Below are 23313 nucleotides of genomic sequence, written 5' to 3' on the forward strand. Positions count from 1 at the left end.
CCATGCCCGTCGAAAGCCTCTTCCCGCGACTGGAGCCGCTGCTCTCGCAGGTGGGCAAGCCCATCCAGTACGTCGGGGGCGAACTGAACTCCGTCGTGAAGGACTGGGACGCGGCGCAGGTGCGCTGGGCGCTGATGTACCCGGACGCCTACGAGGTCGGTGTGCCCAACCAGGGCGTCCAGATCCTGTACGAGGTCCTCAACGAGCGCGAGGGCGTGCTGGCCGAACGCTGCTACGCCGTGTGGCCGGACATGGAGAAGCTCATGCGCGAGCACGGGGTGCCGCACTTCACCGTGGACGCGCACCGCCCGCTCGCCGCCTTCGACGTGCTCGGACTGAGCTTCGCCAGCGAGATGGGCTACACGAACATGCTCACGGCGCTGGACCTGGCGGGGATCCCGCTGCGCTCGGGCGACCGCACGGACGAGCACCCGGTCGTGCTGGCGGGCGGGCACTCGGCGTTCAACCCCGAGCCGATCGCCGACTTCCTGGACGCGGTCGTGCTGGGCGACGGCGAGGAGATCACCCTCGCGATCACCGAGATCATCCGCGAGTTCAAGGACGAGGGCGAGCCGGGCGGGCGCGACGGGCTGCTGCTGCGACTGGCCGCGACCGGCGGCGTCTACGTGCCCCGGTTCTTCGACGTGGACTACCACGAGGACGGCCGGATCGCCGCCTACCGGCCCAACCGGCCGGGCGTACCCCCGGTGGTGCAGAAGCACACCGTGATGGACCTCGACCAGTGGCCCTACCCGAAGAAGCCGATCGTGCCCACCGCCGAGTCGGTGCACGAGCGCTACAGCGTGGAGATCTTCCGCGGGTGCACCCGCGGCTGCCGGTTCTGCCAGGCGGGCATGATCACGCGGCCGGTGCGCGAGCGCAACAAGGAGACCGTCACCAGGATGGTCGAGGAGGGCGTGAAGGCCTCGGGGTTCCAGGAGGTGGGGCTGCTCTCGCTCTCCAGCGCCGACCACAGCGAGATCGGCGGCATCGCCAAGGGCCTCGCCGACCGCTACGAGGGCACCAACACGGGCCTGTCGCTGCCCTCCACCCGCGTGGACGCCTTCAACATCGACCTGGCCAACGAGCTGACGCGCAACGGGCGCCGCTCCGGGCTGACCTTCGCGCCCGAGGGCGGCAGCGAGCGGATGCGGCGGGTGATCAACAAGATGGTCACCGAGGAGGACCTCATCCGCACCGTCACCGCGGCCTACGCCGCGGGGTGGCGCCAGGTGAAGCTGTACTTCATGTGCGGGCTGCCGACCGAGGAGGACGAGGACGTCCTGGCCATCGCCGACCTGGCCACCGAGGTCATCCGGACCGGCCGCGAGGTGACCGGGCGCAAGGACATCCGGTGCACCGTGTCCATCGGCGGCTTCGTGCCCAAGCCGCAGACGCCGTTCCAGTGGGCGGGGCAGACCTCGCACGAGGACGTCGACGCCCGGCTGCGCAAGCTCCGCGACCGGCTGCGGGGGGACCGCAAGTACGGCAAGTCGATCGGTCTGCGCTACCACGAGGGGCGGCCGTCGATCATCGAGGGCCTGCTCTCCCGGGGCGACCGCCGGGTCGGCCGCGTGGTGGAGGAGGCCTGGCGGGCCGGAGGCCGCTTCGACGGCTGGAGCGAACACTTCTCCTACGAGCGCTGGGCCGAGGCCGCCCGGACGGCCCTGGACGGCACGCCCGTGGACCTGGACTGGTACACCACGCGTGACCGGGACGAGGACGAGGTCCTGCCCTGGGACCACCTCGACGCCGGGCTCGACCGGTCGTGGCTGTGGCAGGACTGGCAGGACTCGCTGCACGGCGAGGAGTCGCTGGAGGTCGACGACTGCCGGTGGAACCCCTGCTACGACTGCGGGGTGTGCCCGAGCATGGGGACCGAGATCCAGATCAACGCCCCGGCCGAGGGCCGCCCGAGCCTGCCCCTGACCGTCCTCTGACACCCGCCGGGCCGGCCCGGGAGGACGCGGGTCGGCCCGCCCGAGCATCCGGAGCCGATGCGGGATCATGGTCCCGCTTGTCGCCAAGATACGGAACGCACATCCCGGTTGTCTGCGGCGAAGGAGGCGCGGGGGTTCTGGCCTGGGGTGGCGGGGTGAGGGCGGTGCGCGGTCGGGTCCGGTGCCGGGGAGGGGGACCGCTTCGGCGCCGTGCGCGGGGGTGGCGGTAGGATGCGCGGCCTCGGGTGCTCCGCACCGGGTGTCTCGACCCGGTCCCGCTCGACCCTGTGTGGGGAGCCCGGGGAGGAAAGGTACGGCCCGGCGCCCCGCTCGCGCCGGGCCGTACGTGTAATAGGACTCGTGGGGTTCGCGGGGGGTTGCCATGGGTTCAGGATTTTCTTCGGATTTTTTTCCGGGCCGCTCGCGTTCTGGTGGTCGAGGCACGTGCGGGATCCGTCCGGACGCCTCAAGGACTTTTCGATCGCAGGTCAGTGGGGGAGATACCGGTAAGCGCCGTTCCGCTGGCGCATCCGCACCGCAGCGCACCGTACGCTGATCACGACGAGGAACAGCCCCTTCAGGTCGCTCCGCCGGCCGCTCACAGGGGGCATGAGGAAAGGAGCTGAGCTGCCCCCCGCATCCGAGGGCACCACCTCACCCTCCACCGCCCGACCCGGACAACGGCTCCGAGTCCGCTACGCCAAGCGCGGACGCATGAGATTCGCCAGCCACCGTGACATCGCCCGGGCGCTGGAACGCGCCCTGCGCAGGGCGGACGTACCGGTGGCGTTCTCCGCGGGCTTCTCGCCGCATCCGAAGGTCTCCTACACCGGCGCGGCCCCCACGGGAGTCGCCAGCGAGGCGGAGTACCTGGAACTGACGCTGGCCGAGAGGCGCTCGCCCGAGCGGGTCGGAACCGACATCGACGCCGCCATGCCGGACGGTATCGACATCATCGAGGTCGTCGAGGCGCGCGGGCCGGGACTGGCCGACCGCCTCCAGGCCTCGCAGTGGCTGGTGGAGCTCCCCGGCGTCGGCCACGACGAAGCGGCCGAGGCGGTGGCGGCCTTCCTGGCCGCCGAGAGCGTCGAGGTGGAACGCCTGACGAAGAAGGGCCGTCGCAGATTCGACACGCGACAGGCCGTGGTCCGCGTCGACGTGGGTGACGCGGCCGACGGGCGCGCCCCAGGGGAACAACCCGCGACATATGCCATACTTCGATTGGTCGTTCGGCACACGACACCTGCCGTACGGCCAGACGACGTGCTGACGGGTCTCCGCCACGTGGCTGACCTGGCGCCGCCGTCATCTCCCATGATGACCAGGCTGGCGCAGGGACCACTGGACGAGACCACGGGTGCGATCGCTGACCCGCTCACCGCGGACCGGCCCATGGCTCAGGTGATGAGCACCGGGACCGCGGCGAACCACGCTGACGAGCGGAGCGAGAACGCACCACGGCCGTCATCGCCCATGACGGGACCGCACTGATGGGCGGCCCCAAGGCGGGGACCATGGGCGAAACCACAGGACTTCGGCCCGGAGGCGCACACGTGCCCCCGGCGCCGACACAGCGACGACAGTTCTCGTGAGCCGTGCCGCCGACCGAGAGGTCGCGCCGTGCCCGAGAACTCTGACGGGAGACCGCCCGGATGCTCGACCACGAGCCCAACGACGGTGCCGAAGGCACCACGGGTACAACTGAAACAACCGGAACAACGGCGGCGACGCCTCCCCAGGGGGAGGGCGGAGTGCGCGTGACCACCGGCGCGTCCGCCAAGGGCGCTCGCCGTGCCGCGGGCCCACCCCCCGAACCCGACGACGCCCCGGCCGTCACCGCCCCCGCCCAGCCCGTCACCACACTCGCGGGCTCCGGTGAGGTGGGCACGGTCAAGACGTCCGTGAGCACGTCCGCCGCGCGTCGGCGCACCGTGCGCCCGGCCGGCAGCCCGGAGGAGGCCCCGGCCCCCGCGCAGGTGACCGCCCGTCCGGCGGAGTCCGAGCCCGAGGAGGCGCCCGCGGCCGAGCAGGCCGAGGAGCGCCCCGCCCGGACCCGTGCCCGCTCCCGGACGCGCGCCAGGGCCGCGGAGGAGACCCGGCCCGAGGAGCCGAAGACCGAAGCGCCCAAGACCGAGGCGCCCAAGACTGGGAAGCCGAAGACCGAGGCGCCGCGCGCCGCGCGCCGCGGTGCCGGGGAGCCCGCCGCCGAACGCGACGACGAGCGCACCGACGACACCGGTGGCGGCTCGCTCTTCCAGCCGCCCGGCATGCTCTTCCAGCCTCCCGTCGCCTCCCGCACCGCGCCCGCCGTCGAGCCGGTCCGGGACGAGGCCGAGGAGGAGGACGAGGACGAGGCCGAGGAGACCGGTGCCGAGCAGGCGGGCACCGACAACGGAGACACCGCCGCCGAGGAGCGCTCCAGCCGCCGTCGCCGCCGTCGCGGCGGCCGTGGCCGCGGCCGCTCCCGCGGGGGCGACGAGGGCGAGGACGAGGCGCCCGAGTCCGCACCCTCCGGCGTCGAGCGCAAGGCCAAGGCCAAGGCCAAGGACCAGGACCAGCAGAGCGCCGAACCCGCGGCCGAGGCCGGGGGCGAGGAGGAGCGGTTCGAGGGCGAGTCCGACTCCGAGCGGGGCAGCCGCCGTCGGCGCCGTCGGCGCCGCCGGGCCGGCACGGGGGGCGACGCCACCAGCGACGACCCGCCGAACACCGTGGTCAAGGTGCGCGAGCCGCGCCAGGAGAAGCCGATCGAGGACGAGGTCCAGGCGGTCCGCGGCTCCACGCGACTGGAGGCCAAGAAGCAGCGCCGCCGCGAGGGCCGCGAGCAGGGCCGCCGCCGCGCCCCCATCGTCACCGAGTCGGAGTTCCTGGCCCGCCGCGAGGCGGTCAAGCGCGACCTGGTCATCCGCCGCAACGGCGACCGCACCCAGATCGCGGTGCTGGAGGACGACGTCCTCGTCGAGCACTACGTCGACCGCGCCACCCACCGCTCCTACGTCGGCAACGTCTACCTGGGCCGGGTCCAGAACGTGCTGCCGTCGATGGAGGCGGCCTTCGTCGACATCGGCAAGGGCCGCAACGCGGTCCTGTACGCCGGCGAGGTCAACTGGGACTCCTTCGGCCTGGACGGCCAGCCCAAGCGCATCGAGTCCGTGCTCAAGTCCGGCCAGTCGGTCCTGGTGCAGGTCACCAAGGACCCGGTCGGCCACAAGGGCGCCCGCCTGACCAGCCAGGTCAGCCTGCCCGGCCGCTACCTGGTGTACGTGCCCGGCGGCTCCATGACGGGCATCAGCCGCAAGCTCCCCGACAAGGAGCGCGCCCGCCTCAAGCAGATCCTCAAGAAGGTGATGCCCTCCGGCGCCGGCGTGATCGTGCGCACGGCCGCCGAGGGCGCCAGCGAGGAGGAGCTGGAGCGCGACATCACGCGCCTGGCCAAGCAGTGGGACTCCATCAAGCGCAAGTCGAAGTCGGCGAGCGCGCCGTCGCTGCTCAACAGCGAGCCGGACCTGACGGTGCGGGTCGTGCGCGACGTCTTCAACGAGGACTTCTCCAGCCTGGTCGTGTCCGGCGAGGAGGCCTGGACCACCGTCCACGAGTACGTGGACTACGTGGCGCCCAACCTCGCCGAGCGCCTCTCCCACTGGGACGAGGACCGCGACGTCTTCGCCGCGTACCGGATCGACGAGCAGATCAACAAGGCCCTCGAACGCAAGGTGTGGCTGCCCAGCGGCGGGTCGCTGATCATCGACCGCACCGAGGCCATGACCGTGGTCGACGTCAACACCGGCAAGTTCACCGGTCAGGGCGGCAACCTCGAGGAGACCGTCACCAAGAACAACCTGGAGGCGGCCGAGGAGATCGTGCGCCAGCTCCGGCTGCGCGACATCGGCGGCATCATCGTCATCGACTTCATCGACATGGTGCTGGAGTCCAACCGCGACCTCGTGCTGCGCCGGATGCTGGAGTGCCTCTCCCGCGACCGCACCAAGCACCAGGTGGCGGAGGTCACCTCGCTGGGCCTGGTCCAGATGACCCGCAAGCGGGTCGGCCAGGGCCTGCTGGAGGCCTTCTCCCACAACTGCGACCACTGCAACGGCCGCGGCCTGGTCCTGGACCTGGACGAGGGCAAGAACGGCAACGGCGGCCGCAAGAAGAAGAACAAGGCCGACAAGGGCAGGGCCGAGGCGGAGCAGAAGGCCGCCGACAAGCCCGAGCCGGCCGAGTCCGAGGCCGCCGAGCAGGCGGAGCCGGCCGCGAAGCAGGAGAAGTCCGGCCGGTCCGAGAAGTCCGGCAGGGGTTCGCGCCGGGCCAAGGCCGAGGCCAAGGCGGAAGCCGAGGCCGCGGCCGAGAGCCCGGAGCAGTCCGGGACCGGTGCGGCGCCGGCCGAGGCCGAGCAGGCGGCCGAGGCCGAGCAGGCGGCGCCCGCCAAGAAGACGCGCAAGCGCGCCTCCCGGTCCCGCAAGGGCGCCGACACGGCGGCCGAGCGGCCCGCGGAGGCCGTGGAGGAGGCGGGCACCGAGGCGGTGACCGCCCCCGAGCCCGCGCCGGAGGCCGCCGAGGCCCCCGCCGAGGCCGCGGACGAGGCTCCGGCCAAGGAGGAGGCCCCGGCCAAGCGGACCCGCACCCGGCGCACCACCCGCCGTACCGCGGACACGGCGGCCGAGGGCGGCGAGGGCGAGCAGGCCGCGAACGGCGGCCCGGCCACCGAACCGGTCGCCGAGGCCCCCGCGGCCGAGGGCGGGGACGAGGAGGCCGCCGAGCGGCCCAAGCGTCGCCGCACCCGTCGGACCAAGGCCGCCTCGACCCCGCCCACCGCGGTCGACGCGTCCTAGGGAGCATCACACCGGGTCCGGACCAGGCACGTTCTGGTCCGGACCCGGACACACGTGCCGGTCCGTGGCCGGGCGATGGTAATCTGGTGGACGGTGCGTTGGCGTGCCATGATCGCGCGCCCCGAGACCGAAGTGCTCTCCACGCAGGGTTTGTTTCCCTCAGATCCCCGCGCCCCGCTACAGGCGATCAGTGGATCGTGGAATGAGGCTTCACTCCACCTCGGTGGTGATGATCCTCCCGGCCATGCCTGGTACGGGCACGGCCGGACCTCGGACCCCCGTGAACGCGGAAACGGTCCGGTCCCGCATTTTTTCGTTGAGCGAGCAGGAAGAGAGTGACCCGGTGTACGCGATCGTGCGAGCGGGCGGCCGACAGGAGAAGGTGTCTGTCGATGACGTTCTGAACATCGACAGGGTCTCCCAGGAGACCGGTGCCACCATTACTTGGCAGCCCATCCTCGTCGTTGAGGACGGAAACGTCGTCAGCGACGCCGACAAGCTGAGTGGCTACACGGTCACCGCCGAGGTTCTCGGCGAGACCAAGGGCCCCAAGATCAACATCATGAAGTACAAGAACAAGACCGGTTACAAGAAGCGCCAGGGGCACCGCCAGAAGCACACCCAGGTGCGCGTCACCGGCATCGCGGCGAAGTAGGAGGCCTTGGGAAATGGCACACAAGAAGGGCGCTTCGTCCAGCCGTAACGGTCGTGACTCCAACGCCAAGCGCCTCGGCGTGAAGCGCTTCGGCGGTCAGGCCGTGTCGGCCGGCGAGATCCTCATCCGTCAGCGTGGAACCAAGTTCCACCCCGGCGTGAACGTCGGCCGTGGCGGCGACGACACGCTGTTCGCGCTGGTCGCGGGCGAGGTCAAGTTCGCCAACCACCGTGGCCGCAAGGCCGTCAACATCGTCCCGGCCGCCGCCGAGTAGGCTCGCGCACGGACGTTGAAGTGTCGAGGCGGGCCAGGGAACACTGGCCCGCCTCTCGCGTTGTCACTGGGTGACACGCGTGTGAGTGTGGGCACCGCCGTCGGGCGGGGCCGCAGAGCAAACGGGGAGAGCTATGCCAGACTTCGTCGACGAGGCGGTCTTGCACGTCAAGGCCGGGAACGGCGGGCATGGCTGCGCCTCCGTGCACCGTGAGAAGTTCAAGCCGCTGGGCGGTCCGGACGGCGGCAACGGCGGCCGGGGCGGCGACGTCGTCCTGGAGGTCGACGCCCAGACCGCGACGCTGCTGGAGTACCAGCGGCGGCCGCACCGCGGCGCCCCGAACGGTACGCCCGGCCAGGGCGGCCACCGCGCCGGGGCCAACGGCCAGGACCTGGTGCTCACCGTGCCCGACGGCACCGTGGTCACCCGGGCCGACGGCGAGTTCGTCGCCGACCTGGTCGGCCACGGCACCCGCCTGGTGCTGGCCCAGGGCGGGCACGGCGGGCTCGGCAACGCGGCGCTGGCCTCCAAGAAGCGCAAGGCCCCCGGGTTCGCGCTCAAGGGCGAGGAGGGCGAGGCCTTCGACGTCCGGCTGGAGATGAAGACCATCGCCGACGTCGGACTCGTCGGCTTCCCCAGCGCGGGCAAGTCCTCGCTCATCGCCGCGATGTCCGCGGCCCGGCCCAAGATCGCCGACTACCCCTTCACCACCCTCGTGCCCAACCTGGGCGTGGTCGAGGCGGGCTCGGTCCAGTACGTCATCGCCGACGTGCCCGGGCTCATCCCCGGCGCCAGCGACGGCAAGGGCCTGGGGCTGGAGTTCCTGCGCCACATCGAGCGCTGCTCCACCCTGCTGCACGTGCTCGACTGCGCCACCTACGAGTCCGGCCGCGACCCGGTCAGCGACCTGGAGGCCCTGGAGGCCGAACTGGCCGCCTACGGCGAGAAGGCCGGCCTCGACCTGTCGGACCGGCCGCGCCTGGTCGCCCTCAACAAGGTCGACGTGCCCGAGGCCCGTGAGCTCGCCGAGCTGGTCACCCCCATGCTGACCGAGCGCGGCTACCGCGTGCTGGAGGTCTCCGCGGCCTCCCGCGAGGGCCTGCGCGAGCTGTCCTTCGCCCTGGGCGAGCAGGTCGCGGCGGCCCGCGACGCCGCACCGGTCGCCGAGCCCACGCGCATCGTGATCCGGCCCAAGATGATCGGCGAGACGCCCTTCCAGGTCGTGCCGCTGGGCGGCAACGCCTTCCAGGTGCGGGGCGACAAGCCCGCCCGCTGGGTGAACCAGACCGACTTCTCCAACGACGAGGCCGTGGGCTACCTGGCCGAGCGCCTCAACCGCCTGGGGATCGAGGAGGAGCTGGCCAAGGCCGGCGCCACCCCCGGCGCGGAGGTGCACATCGGGACCGAGGAGGACTCCGTGGTCTTCGACTGGGACCCGTCCACCGACGCCGAGGTCGTCCCGTCCGGCCCGCGCGGGACCGACGCCCGGCTGGGCTGATCCGCGCGGGGACCGAAGCCGCCACCCAGCCGACCCCTCTCTCAGGCACGCGCGCGGCGCCCGACCCCCGGGCGCCGCGCCACTGGACGGAAAGCCGCAGACGGTGCACAGCGCGAAGATCGAACAGCCCGACACCCTGGAGACCGCCGGACGGACGGCGGTGGCGGGCGCACGCCGGATCGTGGTCAAGGTCGGGTCGTCGTCCCTGACCACCCCCGACGGCCTCATCGACACGGGACGCATCCGCGACCTGGTCGAGGTGCTGGCGGAGCGCCGGGCCCAGGGCCAGGAGGTGATCGTCGTCTCCTCCGGCGCGGTCGCCGCCGGTATGACACCGCTGGGACTGACACGCCGCCCGCGCGACCTGGCCTCGCAGCAGGCCGCGGCGAGCGTCGGCCAGGGCCTGCTCCTGGCCGCCTACACCGCCGAGCTGGCCGAGCGCGGGCTGAACGCGGCGCAGGTCCTGCTCACGGTCGAGGACATGATGCGCCGGGTCCAGCACCGCAACGCCCAGCGCACGCTGCGGCGCCTGCTCGACATCGGCGCCGTGCCGATCGTCAACGAGAACGACACCGTGGCCACCCACGAGCTGCGCTTCGGCGACAACGACCGCCTGGCCGCCCTGGTCGCCCACCTGATGCGCGCCGACGCCCTCGTGCTGCTCTCCGACGTCGACGCCCTCTACGACGGGAACCCCGCCGCCCCGGGGACCAGCGTCGTGCACCTGGTGCGCGGCCCGCTGGACCTGGACGGCATCGACATCGGCAGCGCGGGCAAGCGCGGGGTCGGCACTGGCGGCATGGTGACCAAGGTGGACTCGGCGCGCATCGCGACGCAGGCCGGGATCCACACCGTGCTCACCTCCGCCGCCAACGCGCGCTCCGCCCTGGCCGGTGACCGCGTGGGCACACTGTTCGCGCCCGCGGAGGGCCGGCGGCCCTCCGCGCGCCAGCTGTGGCTGGCGCACGCCACCGCGGGCCGCGGCAGTCTGGTCCTGGACCCCGGCGCGGTCGTCGCGGTGGTCAGCGAGAAGGCCTCACTGCTGCCCGCCGGGGTCGTGCGGGTGACGGGCGACTTCAGCGCGGGCGACCCCGTCGACCTGCGCGACGAGCAGGGCACCGTGGTGGCGCGCGGCCTGGTCAACTACGACGCCGCCGAGGTGCCCGACCTGATGGGGCGCTCCACGCGCTGGCTGGCCCGCGAGATGGGCCCCTCCTACGAGCGCGAACTCGTCCACCGCGACGACCTGGTGCTGCTCTAGGGAACGCGTACCGGCCCTACCGGCCGCGGCGGCGCAGGTACCACTCGGCGGCGATGAGGTTGGGCACCCAGCACAGCCACGTGATCGCCTGGTAGATCTCCAGGAAGTACAGGTCCTCGTCGCCGCCGTACACGGGTTCCAGCAGCGGCAGCAGGAGCAGCGTCAGGAGCGGGATGAGCACCCGCAGCGTCACACCGGCCAGGGTCAGCGCGAACACGCGGACCATCCACTCCCGGTGGTCGGCGTGGCGTCCCTGGCGCACCGCCCGGTACCCGGCCGCGGCGAAGGTGAACCACAGCACGGACAGCAGCGCGAAGCCGGCCTGGGCGACCAGCCCGGACGTGCCCAGCACGGCCACGCCGAGGCCGGACACGGCGCCCGGCAGGACCCCGGCGAACAGGGCGGCGCGGCCGATGACGCGGTGCGCGCCCGAGCGCCGCAGCGCGGGCCAGAACTGGAGGGGGAGGGCCAGGAGCGCGAGCGTCGACGTCACGATGTGGACGATCAGCAGCGGGTAGTGGAAGGCCACGTCCTCCCGCAGGCCGACCTGGGAGTCGCCGGGGTCCAGGCCCACGTAGGAGGACACCGCGAACAACGCGGTCAGCACGCACAGCGCGGTCAGGACGACGAGCCCGACGCGCGGGCGCCGGGAGCGGGGGCGGGGTCGGGGCCGGGAGGAGGACGTGGTGGTCGAGGGGGCGTCCATGGGAGTCCGTTCGAGGAGGAGCCGGCGGCCGTGGGTCGGCGGCCGGTGCTCCCAGCCTCGCGTCCGGTGCGGCGGACGGCATCGGGGCCGTCCCCCGGTCCGTCCCGGGCGGTCCCCTGGAGCGGGCCTCCGGGACGACCCCGGGGACGGTCGGGGGGCGTGTCCGGGGCCCGGGCGCTCCCCTGACACGGACCGGGGCCTCCCCGGAGCGGCCGCGGGACGTGCCCGGGGCCCGGGCGGGCCGCGCGCCGGACGGCGATAGGCTCCCGCCATGGTCGACACGACGCGGTGCGCGGCGGCGCTCCTGGCCCTGCTCCTGTGCGCCGGATGCGCCGCCACCCGCGCCGGGGCGGCACCCGCACCGCCCCCCGACGGCCCGTTCGACTACCAGCTCGGCGGCGCCTACGATCCGGCGGCCGACGTGGACACGGTCGTCCGCGACGCCACCGCGCGGCCCGCCGAGGGCCGCTACTCCGTCTGCTACGTCAACGGCTTCCAGACGCAGCCGCAGGAGAGCGCGCGGTGGGAGGCCGAGCACCCGCACCTGCTCCTGCGCGGCGACGACGGTGAGCCCGTCGCCGACCCCGCGTGGCCGGACGAGCTGCTGCTGGACACCTCGACCGCCGGGGCCAGGGAGGAGATCGCCCGCGTGGTGGGGGAGACGGTCGCCGCCTGCGCCGAGCGCGGCTTCGACGCCGTGGAGTTCGACAACCTGGACTCCCACACCCGTTCCGGCGGACGCCTGACGGCCGACGACAACCTGGAGCTGGCGTCCGCGCTCGTCTCCGGGGCCCACGCGCGCGGCCTGGCCGCCGCCCAGAAGAACGCCGCCGAACTGGCGGGGCGGGCCCGGGACGAGGCCGGGTTCGACTTCGCGGTCGCCGAGGAGTGCGCGGCCTTCGACGAGTGCCCCGCCTACACCGGCGCCTACGGCACCGTCCTGGCCGTCGAGTACCCCGACACGCTCGACACCCCGTTCGACCAGGTCTGCGCCGACCCCGACACGCCCGCGACGACGATCCTGCGCGACCGCGGCCTCGTCGTGCCCGGCGACCCCGGACACGTGCGCGAGAGCTGTTGAGTGGGAGGGAACCGGATCCCGTGCCGGTCCGTCTATCGGCCATGGACAACGACGGCATCGACCACATCGACGAGGACGACTCCGCTCCCGGCTGGGAGGCGATCGACGGCGCTCTGGCGCGCCTGTACTCCGGCGTCGAGCCCAGGCACCTCGCCACCATGCTCCCGTGGGCCCTGGGCGGCAAGGACCCGCTCGACGGGATCAGCGCCTATCCGCGTACCGAACCGGTGCCGCACTGGCACATGGTCGGCTACGGCCTGACCGAGCTGTACAGCAAGGAGTCGGAGGACCCCGAGGCGTCCGGCTGGGGCTTCGAGCTGACCTTCCGGCCGGTCCGCGACCCGGACGACGACATGCCCCCCATGTGGGCGGCCGCGCTGATGCAGAACCTCGCGCGCTACGTGTTCACCTCGGGGAACCGGTTCGAGCCCGGCCACCGGATGAACGCCAACGGCCCCATTGCGACCGACCGCCAGGACTCGGTGATACGCGCGCTGGGCTTCGCCGAGGACCCCGAACTCGGCGGCACCGACACGCCGCACGGCCGGATGTCCTTCCTCCAGGTGGTCGGGCTCGCCGAGGACGAGTACGAGGCCGCGGGGCAGTGGAGCACCATGGGTGTCCTGGACCTCCTGGAGCCGACCACCCCGCTGTTCGTCACCGACGTCGACCGCTCCTCGCGGATGGCCGACCCGGCGTTCGCCGCCGCGGTCCGGGCGGGCATCGAGCGGGACGGCTCCACCACCGGAGCGCTGTACGTGGGCCACCTCTCGTGGGAGATCGACGACGCCGGCGCCCTGGTCCGTGTCGGGGCGCTGCAGGCGCCCGGCGTCGCCCAGACCCTGCGCGGCCGTCTGCCGTTCGGTCACGGGCTGCTCCTGGAGGCCGAGGGCTCCAGCGTGGGGTTCGTGCCGGGCGAGGAGTTCGCCGTCCGCGACGAGGGCGGGGGCGCCCTGACCGTCGTGGTCCCGCCGGCGGCGCTGGACGAGCTCACCGCGGCGCTGCGGCCCGAGCGGGGCAGCGCCTCGTTCTCCGGCATGCCGGGGCTGCGGCTGGAGGTCGTGCCCACGGTCATGCTCGACGAGCACGGGAAGGAGACGGGGGAGGTCGTCGGCTGAGCCGGACCCCGGCGGCCCGGCCCACCCGCTGGACGGCGTGCGACCCCGCCGACACCCGGCGCCGACCACCGCTCCGGGCCCGCCCTCCGGGGGCGGGCGGACCCGGAGCGGACGCGCGGTCGGGGGTGCCTCGGCCGTCCTGCCCGTCGGACGTGAAAAGGTCCTCTCAGGACGAGTCAGTTCTGAGGGGGAGGAACGACGCATGTCGAGTCTGGCGATGCGGCTGCTCGCGGCGGGGCTGCGCCGGACGCGCAAGCGCCCGGTGGAGAGCGTGGACGGGGCGCGCAAGCGCCTCCACGCGCCCAAGGACGACCCCGCGCCGCCCCTCTGGTTCACACGGCGCCACCGGGTCGAGCGGCGCGGCGTGGGAGGTTTCGAGAGCTACACCGTGCTGCCCGCGCACGGGGAGCCCGCCCGGTCGGTGCTCTACGTCCACGGCGGCTCCTACGTCTCCGAGATCTCACCGTGGCACTGGGTCCTGGTCTCACACATCGTGGACGAGGGCTTCCGGGTCGAGGTCCCGATCTACGGGCTGGCGCCGGAGCACACCCACCGCGAGGCGTTCCCCTTCCTGACGGCGGTCTACCGCGAGCTGCTGGCCTACACCTCGCCCGAGCGCACGGTGTTCGCCGGTGACTCCGCGGGCGCCGGACTGGTCCTCGCCCTCACCCAGGACCTGGCGGGGGAGGGCCTGCCCCGGCCGGCCCGGCTCCTGCTCATCTCCCCGTGGGTCGACCTGACGCTGTCCCACCCGGACATCCCGCTGATCGGGGTCCGCGACCCCTGGCTCAGCCCGGTGTGGCTCGCCGAGGCCGCGCGGGCCTGGGCGGGCGGCGACGACCTCGGCCTGCCCTCCCTGAGTCCGGTGAACGGTCCCCTGGCGGACCTGCCGCCGGTGGACCTGTACATCGGCACCGCCGACGTGTTCCACCCCGACACCCGGCGCCTGAACGACCTGATCGCCCTGGCGGGGGGCACGTCGGAACTGTACGAGGAGCAGGACGCGATCCACGTCTTCCCGCTGGTGCCGTCCCCGGAGGGGCGGCGGGCCCGGGCGCGGATCCTGCGCACGCTCCGGACGGTCTGAGCGGCGGGAAGCCGCCGTCCCGGGGCGGGGTGCTCCCGGGACGGCGTACCCCTGGAAGCGCGTCGTGCGCCGGCGCGTGTCCAGGCCCTAGGATGCGGGGCGTGAACCAACCTGCGACGAACGAGGCCGACGCCCACCCCCACCGGGGCGCGGTGCGCGAGATCCCCACCGCCGACAACGCGACCAGACTCGTCTACGCACCCGAACGCGACGGCCTCGCCGACGCGGGCGAGATCGTGTGGACCTGGGTCCCCTTCGAGGAGGACCCGGACCAGGGCAAGGACCGGCCCATGCTGGTGATCGGCCGCCGCGCCGCCCGGCTGCACGGCCTGATGCTGTCCTCCCAGCGCCCCGACCACCACGAGCGCGAGGACTGGCTGCCGATCGGCTCCGGGCCCTGGGACCGTGAACGGCGCGACTCCTTCATCCGGGTGGACCGCCTCTTCGAGTTCGACGAGGACGCCATCCGCCGCGAGGCCGCCGTCATGGACGAGGAACTGTTCTGGCTGGTCGCCGACTGCCTGCGCAGCCGGTACGGCTGGAGCTGACCACACCCCCTCCTGTGTCCGAGGAGGGGGTGTCACGCCGGTGCCGGGACGTGCGTCCCCGGCCGCGTCGACGGCCGATGCCGACGCGGCCGGGGCCTTCGGTGTGCCAGGGGGACTGGCCGGGAGGACCGGTCAGGAGAGGGCGAGCAGGCGCGTGGGGCCGCCGGAGCCGCCCCTGATGTTGGCGACGCCGACGATCACCATGGCGCCCGCGTCCGGCGCCTCCTCCATGTGCGCGGCCATCTCCACGCCGTACTTGTTCTGGCCCAACAGCAGCACGTGCACTTCGGGGTCGGACGCGGACGCCGGGCCGTGGTCGAAGCTCGGGGTGTCGACCGAGATCCCGGCGATGTCGCGTTCGGTCAGCAGCCAGGCGACCGCCTCGATGCTGAACCCGGGGAAGTGCGCGACGCCCTCGGAGTCCACGTTGAGCATCTCCTCCTCGCTCCGGAGCACCCGGGCGCTCCACCCGGAGTCCATCGCGACCAGGGCCCGCCGGGGGATGCGGCCGTGGCGGCGCTCCCAGCGCCTGAGGTCGCCCACGGTGACCTCCGCGTCGTAGTCCCTCGCGGCGCGGTGGGCGATGCGGACGACGACGAGGGGGCAGACCAGGTCGGCCGGGTCGACCTCATGGGTGTGCAGCGCGTCGGGGCTGTCGTTGAAGTGCCACGGGGCGTCGAAGTGCGTCCCGGTGTGCTCGTCGATCTCCAGCTTGAGCGCGTTGAAGCCGTCCTCCTCGATCGAGGCGAACTGGAAGATGTTGGGGTCCAGGATGTAGGGCCGGTAGATCGGGAAGTCGTGGTGCAGGGCGTGGGTGAGGTCGGTGACCCTGCACCGGGACGGGCTCAGCCCGGCGATGGTCCGGGCGTGGGCGGACTCGGTCGGGCCGCCGAGGGCGCCGATCCCGGTCAGGAGTGCTCCGACGGCGGCCGATCCCGTGAGCATCCGGCGCCGGCCCACCCTGGAACCGGAAGGGGGCGAAGGCGGATCGGGCCGATCCGCGACGATCGTGTTCCCAGATGTTTCCTGGGGTTCTTGGTGGCCGGTCGTGAAACGCTTCCGGGCCTTGTGGATCACGTCTGGTCCGCACATGACCGTGCTCCTCTTCCAGGTCGTTGGCTGATCGATCCAAGAGGAGTATACGGAATCTTATATATAAAGGAACACTTACTCACATAAGATATCGTTTTCCCTGGTGCGGCCATGGGAGGTGCGCGTGCGCGCGGTGGCGCGCCGGGCCGGGGCCGGACGGGTCGCCTGTTCAGGGCGGAGCCGGTGGCCGGGTCCGGAGCGCGGAGCCCAGGGCCTCGGTCGGCGGCGGCGCGGCGTCCGCACGGCCGCCCGCCGCGCCGCGTCCCCCACGGGCCCCAGGGTGGAAGAACGGTGGGAACGGATGCGCGGGGAGAATACGCGGTGCCCTCGGGCATGTTCCGGAGAATGGTCTCACAGCCGTGGAGTCCGCCCGGAAAGGGGTGAATTCCAGCCTTTCCCCGAGGTCCGTCGAAGAACGGTCAGAATGTTCTTGCCGCGGTGCTGATGGCGTCGCCCACGTCCATTTCTCGGAGGCGGTGAGTGCGCCTGGGAAAACCGTGGCGACCGGGATCCGCACCGGCCTTTCCGGAGTGGGACCGCGGCCTTTTCAGCCGGTCATGCTGAGCCGGGGAGCCACGGGCCCGCTCCTGACCACGACGGTGGGGGCCGACCCGTCCGAGGACTGCTCCAGGAGTCGGCGGGACGCGGTGACCTCGAAGGTCTCCGGGGCCTCTTCGACGGCCTCGGCCAGGGCCAGGCAGCCGGACAGCACGTGGTGACGGATCCACTCGGCGGTGTACAGGTCGGTGACGGATCCACTCGGCGGTGTACAGGTCGGTTTCGGTCCCGGGGCGCAGTCGGACCCGCAGGTGCAGGCGCTCGTCCTCGGTGTGCGGGGAGACCATGACCACCTGGGCGGCCTCCACCGAGTCGAGTTGGAGGGCGAGCACGGCCAGATCGGCCGGTTCCACGAGGCGGCTGAGGGGACCGTGGGGCGTGTCGATGCGGCTGTGGGTGCGGACCGCGCGTCCGGGCAGGCCGCATGGGCATGTGGTCCACTCGGCGGTGGTGCCGGTGTCGTAGCGCAGCAGGGGGATGACGGCTTTGCCGTGTGTGACCGTGACGAGCATGCGCCCGCCGGTGATCTCGGTGTGCTGGTAGGGGAGGGGGTGGAAGGTGTCGACGGCGCAGTCGGGGCCGCTGTGGCCGATGATCCAGGTTTCGGCCGACCCGAACAGGCTCCAGGTGCGCAGGTGGGGGAAGTGCGTGTGGATCAGGGAGCGTGTGTCGGCGTCCATGGCCGGTCCGCTCCAGAGGACCTTGCGCAGGAAGCCCAGGTCGCGGCCGGAGGCCGCGCAGAAGCGCAGGATGCGCCGGACGGTGTCCAGGGTGGTCGCCAGGGCGGTGACGCCGTGTCGCTCGAACAGGTCGAGGCAGGGAGCGATCATCTGGTCCGTCGGCGCGTCGAGGGAGAGCGTGGGGATGCCCGCGCGCGAGGCGAGCGCGTTGTGCAGGTCGTGCGAGGCGCGCATGTGGAAGGGGGTGCTCAGGCTGGCGAGGAGGTCGCCCGGCTCGAAGGGCCGGACGTGGGGGGCGATCTCGTCCACGTGCAGGTCGGAGGGAAGCGCCCCCATGCGGATCATGGCGGTCGTTCCGCCCATGATGTGGAGGGAGGCCCTGGTCAGAGCGGCCGGGTCGTCCCTCATCATCGTGTCGACGGCCTCGCCGAGCTCGCCCCGTGTGAGCGGGGGCAGCTCAGAGAGGCTCGGGTCCTGCCCCTGACCGACGTAGCGGCGGTACTTGCGCCGCATCACCGGGATCCTCGCCAGGCGCCGCAGGGCCTGGGTGAGTGAGGACGGTCCCTGCTCTTTCCCACCGTTATTCGTCGTCATTTTCGTGCTCGCATCTCTGGAGGTTCTGGGGATTGCTTTCCGTCTTCCCGTTCCGGCTGCGGTGACGTTAATGATTGTGAAATGTTGGGGGACGGCCAGATAGGGGGTGCGACTGGTTCCGGCCTGTTCGCACAGTAAAGCAGATCCCTCTGGAGATGAGAATGGGAGAAAATTCTCCGAGGTGGTGAGCATGCGATCACCGCCGGTCATATTCTCTTGTTGAGTGAGGTTGCGACCACGCATCACGATTGGCCGGTGCGGCCGTGTGACCTTACTCACGGGGTGCGTGCCGGGCCTGCCGTCGGGGACCTCCCGGGGCCGGCCGCCCCGGGAGGTCCCCGGTGTCTCAGAGGGCGCTGCCGCCGGTCGCGTCGATGACCTGTCCGGTGGTCCAGCGGGCCTGGGGCGAGGCCAGGTAGCGGACCAGTCCGGCGACGTCGTCCACCTCGCCGACGCGCTTGAAGACCGACAGGCCCTCCGCGTACTCCCGCGCGCCGGGCTCGCTGAGCCACTCCGCGTTCATGTCGGTGTCGATCACCCCGGGCATGACGGCGTTGACCGTGATCCCGCGCGGTCCCAGGGTCGGCGCGAGCGCCAGGGTGAGGGCGTTGAGCGCGGCCTTGGACGCCGAGTAGACCGGGTGGGTGGGTGCCGCGATGCGGGTGTACCCGGTGGAGACGTTGACGATCCTGCCGTCCTGGGCGATGCACGGGGCCAGTTCCTGGATCAGGAACAGCGGCGCGGTGAGGTTGACGTCCATGACCTGGCGGTAGGTGGACGCGTCGATCTGCCCGAGCGGCTGGGGGGCGGCGATGCCCGCGTTGTTGACCAGGACGTCCACCTCGCGTCGGCCGGTCAGCTCCTCGACGGCCTTGAGGAACTCGCGCGCGGTGGTGTCCACCCCGTGCAGCGGATCCGTTCCGAAGTCGGCGCGGATCGTGACCGCCGTGGCCTCGCGCTCCTCGATCAGGCGCGCGGTGAGGGCGGCCGACTCCTCGTCGCCGCGGTACTGCACGCCCACGAGGGAGGCGCCGTCCTCGGCGAGGGCGAGCGCGATCGCGCGTCCGATCCCGCGGGTGCCGCCTGTGACCAGTGCCGTCCGGCTCATCGTGCCAACTCTTTTCATAGTGATCACTACAGAATGAGGATTACTATAGTGACCACTATGGAAAAAGGGAAGCCGGGCAGGCGGGGCAGGCCGCGCGAGTTCGACCAGGAGCGGGTCCTGGATCGGGCCATGACCGTCTTCTGGCGCCACGGATACGAGGGAGCGAGCCTGAGCGAGCTCCAGCGGGCCACCGGGCTGGCGCCGCCGAGCATCTACAACGCCTTCGGGTCCAAGCAGGGGCTCTACGAGGCCTGCCTGGACCACTACACCGAGGGGGTGGGCTCCCGCGTCACGGAGCCGCTGGACGGGGCCCGGGCCGACCGCGAGGGCATGCGGCGGGTGCTCATGAATGCGGCCCGGGAGTTCAGCGATCCGGACCGGCCGCGCGGGTGCATGATCTCCACCGCCGCCCTGTCCGTGGGCGAGCGGCACACGGACGTCGGTCGAGCCGTCTGCGCCCGGCGGGCTCGGACGCTGGGGGCGGTCGAGGCCTACCTCGTGCGCGCCCAGCAGGAGGGACGGCTCTCGGCGCAGGCGGACACCGCGGCCCTGGCGCGCCACTTCGGCGCCATCATCCAGGGAATGTCCGTGCAGGCCGGGGACGGGGCGGACCGCGCCGAACTGGAGGCGATGGCGGACGTGGCCATGGGCGCGTGGCCGCCCGGGTGAGTACGGCGGTGCACCCGCACCGCGCGCCATGGGCGGGGCGCGGGAGCCCGCGACGTGGTGGCGCCGTCGTGGCGCCGCGGCGGGCGGGCACGCGCCCGGCCGCGGGGAGGGCCTCGGCGAGGCCGGGACCCGGCGCCCCGCGGCCGGACGGGCGCGGCTCAGGCGCGGCTGAGCGCGGGAGACCCGGCCGGGCGGCGCGGGCCGCCCAGGTGCGCGATCAGCTCCACGCGCAGCCGTGCCCCGTCCCGTCCGTGCCCGTGGGCGGCGACGTACCCGTCCGGGCGGATCAGGTGGTAGCCCGGCGCTGAGCACAGCCGGTGCCCCGCCGCCTGGCCGGGGGGCATCGCCGCCACGCGGACCTGAGGCAGGTCGGCGACCGTCGCGGAGAGCGACTCGATGAGGCGCGGCGACGACGGACCCGGGGTGACGGCGAGCGTCCACCCGGCGGGCCCGCCCCCGGCTCCGGCCGCCTCGTCCGGGGAGCCGGACGCCCCCAGGGCCACGGCGAGCGGGCGCGGAAGGGCGTGTCCCACCCGGACCGCGCCGGCCACCCGCCCGGTCAGCCGGCAGAGCGACGGCCAGGCGGGCTCCTGCGTGGACCGCACGGGCGCGTACCGGAACCGGTAACCCGCCATGACCGGCAGATAGCCGCGCTCCACCACCGGTTCCAGGAGCCGGAACGCGGTGTCCCTGGCCGCGGTCTGCCAGGGGCGCTGGAGCATCCACCCCCGGGTCTGGATGTCGGTGTCGCGCACCACCTGCCGGGCGACGTCGGCGCGCTCGGGTCCGTAGGTACCGAGCAGGTCCGGTCCGGCCTGGCCGCCGATCACCGCGGCCAGCTTCCAGGAGAGGTTCTGCGCGTCCTGCATCCCGGTGTTGAGCCCCTGGCCGCCCGCCGGACTGTGCACGTGCGCGGCGTCCCCGGCGAGCAGGACACGGCCGCGCTGGAACTCGTCGGCGTGCCGGCGGTGTACGCGGAACACGGACTCCCACACCGGGTCGACCAGCCGGACGCCGCCCGGTCCCTGCTCGTCGGCGATGCGCTGGAGCAGTTCCACGCCGGCCTTCTCGCCCGGCGGGAGGCTGGCGAAGAACCGGAAGACGCCGTCGGGCAGGGCCACGATGACCAGCGCGCCCTGGGGGGACTGGTAGTAGAGCGCTTCGTCGGTCGGCAGTTCGCCCTCGATGCGGCAGTCCACGAGGGCGAACGCCGCCTCGTAGGTGCTTCCGGAGAATCCGGTGCCCATCTGGGCGCGTACCGCGCTGCCCGCCCCGTCCGCGCCGACCACGAAGGGGGCGCGGTAGCGCTCGACGGCGCCGTCGGCGTGTTCGAGGATCGCGGTCACGCCGTCGGTCGCGGTGATGTCGCCCGAGTAGTCCATCCCGTCGAAGGCGAGCAGGCGCACGCCGCGTTCGACGTGGCCGCCCAGCGCGTGCAGCCGCTCCGTGAGCACGCGCTCGGTCTCGTTCTGCGGCAGGCACAGCGGAGTCAGGTGGTCGGGGAAGGTGAACGCGGCCAGCGGCTCACCGGAGGAGTAGTAGCGAAACGTCCTGATGTCGATGCCGGCCCGCCGGGTGGATTCGAGCGCGCCCAGATCGTCCAGCAGGTCCAGGGTCCGGGGCCAGAGCAGCAGCGCCTTGGGGAAGGGGGAGGCGGTGTGCGCGCGGTCGACGAGCCGTACGCGCACCCCCCGCCGCAGGAGTTCGCACGCGGTCGTCAGGCCCACGGGCCCGGCGCCGACCACCAGGACGTCGGCGGGGTCGGCCGGAGGCCGGGGGCTTCGGTGGGAAGAGCTGTCCTCACTGGTCAACGGCATCTCGGTGAGCTCCGATCGATCAGGCGGCGGTGACCCGGCCGGGTCCGCGCGCACCGGCCAGGACAATACGATTGACGATGATCATAAGATACCTTACTCTCATCGTTAAGTGGATGGTTGTAAGAAGACGAATCAAAGGTGAGGGTATGGCGATCGACGCAACGAATCCGCAGGGCGCCCGGATCGCCCCGGACCGACTGACCAGAGGGCAGCAGGCGGCCACCCTCGTGGCCGTGGCCCTGGCCAGCGTGATGCTGCCACTCGCCGTCACCGCTCCGGCGGTGGCGCTCACCCAGCTCGCGGCCGACCTGGACGCCAGTGTCGGCGAGGCGCAGTGGGTCCAGAACGCCTACAACGTCACCTTCGCGGCGTTCATGCTCGCCGCGGGCGGACTCGCGGACCGGTTCGGCAGGCGCCGGATCCTCGTCGTGGGCCTCGTGGTCTTCACCGCGATGGCCACCGTCATCGGACTGTCGTCCAACATCATCGTCATCGACATCGCCCGGGCCGTCCAGGGCGTCGGCGCGGCGGGCATCATGACCAGCGGTGCCGCGATCCTCGCCGACGCCTTCCGGGGGGCCGCCCGGGCACGGGCCTTCGGCGTGCTGGGGACCTCCTTCGGGTTCGGCCTGGCGATGGGGCCCTTCGTCGCCGGACTGATGGTCAACTTCCTCAACTGGCGCATGGTGTTCCTGATGAACCTCGTGTTCGCCGCCGTCGTGCTGCTCCTGGTGCGCTCGCTCCGGGAGTCGAGCGACCCCGACGCCACCAGCGTGGACTGGGGCGGCGTCATCACCTTCAGCACCAGCCTGTTCCTGCTCTCCATGGCCTTCGTCCAGGGCGCGGAGACCGGATGGCTCAGCGCGGGCGCGATCGGGTCCGCGGTCGGCTTCGTCCTCTTCCTCGCGGCCTTCGTCGTCGTGGAGTCGCGGGTCCGGCGCCCCATGTTCGACCTGTCGCTGTTCACCCGGCCCACCTTCGTCGTGGTCGTCTGCCAGCCCTTCACCATCACCTTCGGATTCGTCGTCCTGCTCGTCTACCTGCCGCCCTTCTTCCAGGGCGTCGGCGGGTTCGGCGCGGCCGAGGCCGGGGCACTGCTCCTTCCCCTGACCCTGCCGGTGCTCGCCCTGCCGATGCTCGCGGGCCAGCTCGCCGCCAGGATCCCCCTGAGGTTCATGCTCGCCACCAGCTCGCTGCTCATCGCGGGCGGCTCGCTGTGGCTGATGGTCCTCCAGCCGGGCCAGCCCTGGACCGCGCTCGCGGCCCCGCTGGCCGTGTTCGGTGTCGGAGTGGGCAGCGCCTTCGGGGTCATGGACAACGCCGCCCTCAGCTCGGTGGAGGTCGAGCGCGCGGGGATGGCCTCCGGGATCTTCAACACCATGCGCATCGCGGGGGAGAGCGTGGCCATCGCGGGTGCCGGCTCACTGCTGGCGACCCTCTCCCTGCGCGGCCTCGACCTGCCCTTCGCCACCACCGAACAGGAGCGGGTCCTGGCGGGAGAGGCCACCCAGGGGCGGTTGGACACGGCGCTGGGCCAGTTCGCCTCCGCCGACCGCGACTCCGCCCTGGAAGCGGTCTCGGCCAGCCTCACCTCCGCCATGCACACCGCGTTCCTCGGCCTGGCCCTCCTCGCGCTGGCCGGCGCGGTGGTCACCTTCCTGGTCGTCAAGGAAAGCGAACTGCGCAAGGCCGGCTGAGGGGGCCGCCCCCCGCACACCTTCGACTTCTCCCACGCGAGCGACCGCGGGACCCCGCTCCGTCCGCCGCTCCTTCGGGGGCCGCCCCGCTCAGCGGTCTT

18 protein-coding genes are annotated in these 23313 nt (G+C 72.6%); 13 read left to right on the forward strand and 5 right to left on the reverse strand.

Annotation, left to right across the window (positions count from 1 at the left end):
- Positions 1 to 2: 2 nt before the first annotated feature.
- From ADL05_RS20525 to proB, 7 genes are all read left to right on the forward strand, one after another.
- On the forward strand, positions 3 to 1940 hold the full coding sequence (locus tag ADL05_RS20525; protein WP_053618623.1) for a TIGR03960 family B12-binding radical SAM protein: 1938 nt from the start codon (positions 3 to 5) through the stop codon (positions 1938 to 1940).
- A 714-nt stretch (positions 1941 to 2654) separates the two neighbouring features.
- Entirely contained in the window at positions 2655 to 3431 is a 777-nt protein-coding gene (locus ADL05_RS20530; protein ID WP_053618624.1) for a TIGR03936 family radical SAM-associated protein, read from the forward strand.
- A 161-nt stretch (positions 3432 to 3592) separates the two neighbouring features.
- Positions 3593 to 6769, forward strand: coding sequence for a ribonuclease E/G (locus ADL05_RS20535; protein ID WP_053618625.1), 3177 nt, complete (start codon positions 3593 to 3595; stop codon positions 6767 to 6769).
- 343 nt (positions 6770 to 7112) lie between these two features.
- Positions 7113 to 7424 carry a 50S ribosomal protein L21 gene (gene rplU, locus ADL05_RS20540; protein WP_053618658.1) on the forward strand — a complete coding sequence of 104 codons (312 nt, stop codon included), beginning with the start codon at positions 7113 to 7115 and terminating at the stop codon, positions 7422 to 7424.
- A 13-nt stretch (positions 7425 to 7437) separates the two neighbouring features.
- Complete coding sequence (rpmA, locus tag ADL05_RS20545; protein ID WP_053618626.1) at positions 7438 to 7698, forward strand: 50S ribosomal protein L27; 261 nt, start codon at positions 7438 to 7440, stop codon at positions 7696 to 7698.
- A 133-nt stretch (positions 7699 to 7831) separates the two neighbouring features.
- Positions 7832 to 9196 carry a GTPase ObgE gene (gene obgE / locus ADL05_RS20550; RefSeq protein ID WP_053618627.1) on the forward strand — a complete coding sequence of 455 codons (1365 nt, stop codon included), beginning with the start codon at positions 7832 to 7834 and terminating at the stop codon, positions 9194 to 9196.
- Positions 9197 to 9299: 103 nt separating this feature from the next.
- Positions 9300 to 10457 (forward strand): glutamate 5-kinase, encoded by a 1158-nt coding sequence (gene proB, locus ADL05_RS20555; RefSeq protein WP_053618628.1) that lies wholly within the window; start codon positions 9300 to 9302, stop codon positions 10455 to 10457.
- Between the two features lie 16 nt (positions 10458 to 10473).
- Here proB and ADL05_RS20560 read toward each other — a convergent pair whose 3' ends face one another.
- Complete coding sequence (locus tag ADL05_RS20560) at positions 10474 to 11163, reverse strand: DUF2306 domain-containing protein (RefSeq protein ID WP_053618629.1); 690 nt, start codon at positions 11161 to 11163, stop codon at positions 10474 to 10476.
- A gap of 271 nt (positions 11164 to 11434) precedes the next feature.
- Here ADL05_RS20560 and ADL05_RS20565 point away from each other — a divergent pair, with 271 nt between their 5' ends.
- From ADL05_RS20565 to ADL05_RS20580, 4 genes are all read left to right on the forward strand, one after another.
- Positions 11435 to 12244, forward strand: a complete 810-nt coding sequence (locus ADL05_RS20565) for an endo alpha-1,4 polygalactosaminidase (protein ID WP_053618630.1) — start codon at positions 11435 to 11437, stop codon at positions 12242 to 12244.
- Between the two features lie 41 nt (positions 12245 to 12285).
- Positions 12286 to 13362 carry a suppressor of fused domain protein gene (locus ADL05_RS20570; protein ID WP_053618631.1) on the forward strand — a complete coding sequence of 359 codons (1077 nt, stop codon included), beginning with the start codon at positions 12286 to 12288 and terminating at the stop codon, positions 13360 to 13362.
- A gap of 202 nt (positions 13363 to 13564) precedes the next feature.
- Entirely contained in the window at positions 13565 to 14449 is an 885-nt protein-coding gene (locus tag ADL05_RS20575; protein WP_156365938.1) for an alpha/beta hydrolase fold domain-containing protein, read from the forward strand.
- A 101-nt stretch (positions 14450 to 14550) separates the two neighbouring features.
- Positions 14551 to 14997: a type II toxin-antitoxin system PemK/MazF family toxin gene (locus ADL05_RS20580; protein ID WP_053618632.1), complete on the forward strand. Its 447-nt coding sequence runs from the start codon at positions 14551 to 14553 to the stop codon at positions 14995 to 14997.
- A gap of 132 nt (positions 14998 to 15129) precedes the next feature.
- Here ADL05_RS20580 and ADL05_RS20585 read toward each other — a convergent pair whose 3' ends face one another.
- The 3 genes from ADL05_RS20585 to ADL05_RS20595 form a co-directional block, all read right to left on the reverse strand.
- Complete coding sequence (locus ADL05_RS20585) at positions 15130 to 15942, reverse strand: cyclase family protein (RefSeq protein ID WP_231640837.1); 813 nt, start codon at positions 15940 to 15942, stop codon at positions 15130 to 15132.
- A 566-nt stretch (positions 15943 to 16508) separates the two neighbouring features.
- Entirely contained in the window at positions 16509 to 17840 is a 1332-nt protein-coding gene (locus ADL05_RS20590) for an AMP-dependent synthetase (RefSeq protein WP_231640838.1), read from the reverse strand.
- Between the two features lie 427 nt (positions 17841 to 18267).
- A complete protein-coding gene (locus ADL05_RS20595; protein ID WP_053618634.1) occupies positions 18268 to 19029 on the reverse strand; it encodes an SDR family NAD(P)-dependent oxidoreductase in 762 nt (253 codons plus the stop codon).
- A 57-nt stretch (positions 19030 to 19086) separates the two neighbouring features.
- On the opposite strand from ADL05_RS20595, the gene ADL05_RS20600 reads away from it, so the two are divergent.
- On the forward strand, positions 19087 to 19698 hold the full coding sequence (locus tag ADL05_RS20600) for a TetR/AcrR family transcriptional regulator (protein ID WP_053618660.1): 612 nt from the start codon (positions 19087 to 19089) through the stop codon (positions 19696 to 19698).
- A 158-nt stretch (positions 19699 to 19856) separates the two neighbouring features.
- Here the strand turns inward: ADL05_RS20600 and ADL05_RS20605 are convergent, their stop codons facing one another.
- A complete protein-coding gene (locus tag ADL05_RS20605; RefSeq protein ID WP_053618635.1) occupies positions 19857 to 21515 on the reverse strand; it encodes an FAD-dependent oxidoreductase in 1659 nt (552 codons plus the stop codon).
- A 146-nt stretch (positions 21516 to 21661) separates the two neighbouring features.
- Here ADL05_RS20605 and ADL05_RS20610 point away from each other — a divergent pair, with 146 nt between their 5' ends.
- Positions 21662 to 23212, forward strand: a complete 1551-nt coding sequence (locus ADL05_RS20610) for an MFS transporter (RefSeq protein WP_053618636.1) — start codon at positions 21662 to 21664, stop codon at positions 23210 to 23212.
- The last annotated feature ends 101 nt before the right edge of the window (positions 23213 to 23313 follow it).

This window comes from Nocardiopsis sp. NRRL B-16309, from assembly GCF_001279585.1.
Taxonomy (GTDB): Bacteria; Actinomycetota; Actinomycetes; order Streptosporangiales; family Streptosporangiaceae; genus Nocardiopsis.

Excerpts from the sequence above, each read along its gene's own strand:
- ADL05_RS20575 (WP_156365938.1), top strand. The coding sequence starts at position 13,565 with ATGTCGAGTCTGGCGATGCGGCTGCTCGCGGCGGGGCTGCGCCGGACG.
- ADL05_RS20610 (WP_053618636.1), top strand. The coding sequence starts at position 21,662 with ATGGCGATCGACGCAACGAATCCGCAGGGCGCCCGGATCGCCCCGGAC.
- ADL05_RS20525 (WP_053618623.1), top strand. The coding sequence starts at position 3 with ATGCCCGTCGAAAGCCTCTTCCCGCGACTGGAGCCGCTGCTCTCGCAG.
- ADL05_RS20585 (WP_231640837.1), bottom strand. The coding sequence starts at position 15,942 with ATGCTCACGGGATCGGCCGCCGTCGGAGCACTCCTGACCGGGATCGGC.
- ADL05_RS20595 (WP_053618634.1), bottom strand. The coding sequence starts at position 19,029 with ATGAGCCGGACGGCACTGGTCACAGGCGGCACCCGCGGGATCGGACGC.
- ADL05_RS20560 (WP_053618629.1), bottom strand. The coding sequence starts at position 11,163 with ATGGACGCCCCCTCGACCACCACGTCCTCCTCCCGGCCCCGACCCCGC.
- ADL05_RS20530 (WP_053618624.1), top strand. The coding sequence starts at position 2,655 with ATGAGATTCGCCAGCCACCGTGACATCGCCCGGGCGCTGGAACGCGCC.
- ADL05_RS20565 (WP_053618630.1), top strand. The coding sequence starts at position 11,435 with ATGGTCGACACGACGCGGTGCGCGGCGGCGCTCCTGGCCCTGCTCCTG.
- rpmA (WP_053618626.1), top strand. The coding sequence starts at position 7,438 with ATGGCACACAAGAAGGGCGCTTCGTCCAGCCGTAACGGTCGTGACTCC.
- ADL05_RS20605 (WP_053618635.1), bottom strand. The coding sequence starts at position 21,515 with ATGCCGTTGACCAGTGAGGACAGCTCTTCCCACCGAAGCCCCCGGCCT.
- ADL05_RS20600 (WP_053618660.1), top strand. The coding sequence starts at position 19,087 with ATGGAAAAAGGGAAGCCGGGCAGGCGGGGCAGGCCGCGCGAGTTCGAC.
- ADL05_RS20535 (WP_053618625.1), top strand. The coding sequence starts at position 3,593 with ATGCTCGACCACGAGCCCAACGACGGTGCCGAAGGCACCACGGGTACA.
- ADL05_RS20570 (WP_053618631.1), top strand. The coding sequence starts at position 12,286 with ATGGACAACGACGGCATCGACCACATCGACGAGGACGACTCCGCTCCC.
- ADL05_RS20590 (WP_231640838.1), bottom strand. The coding sequence starts at position 17,840 with ATGCGGCGCAAGTACCGCCGCTACGTCGGTCAGGGGCAGGACCCGAGC.
- obgE (WP_053618627.1), top strand. The coding sequence starts at position 7,832 with ATGCCAGACTTCGTCGACGAGGCGGTCTTGCACGTCAAGGCCGGGAAC.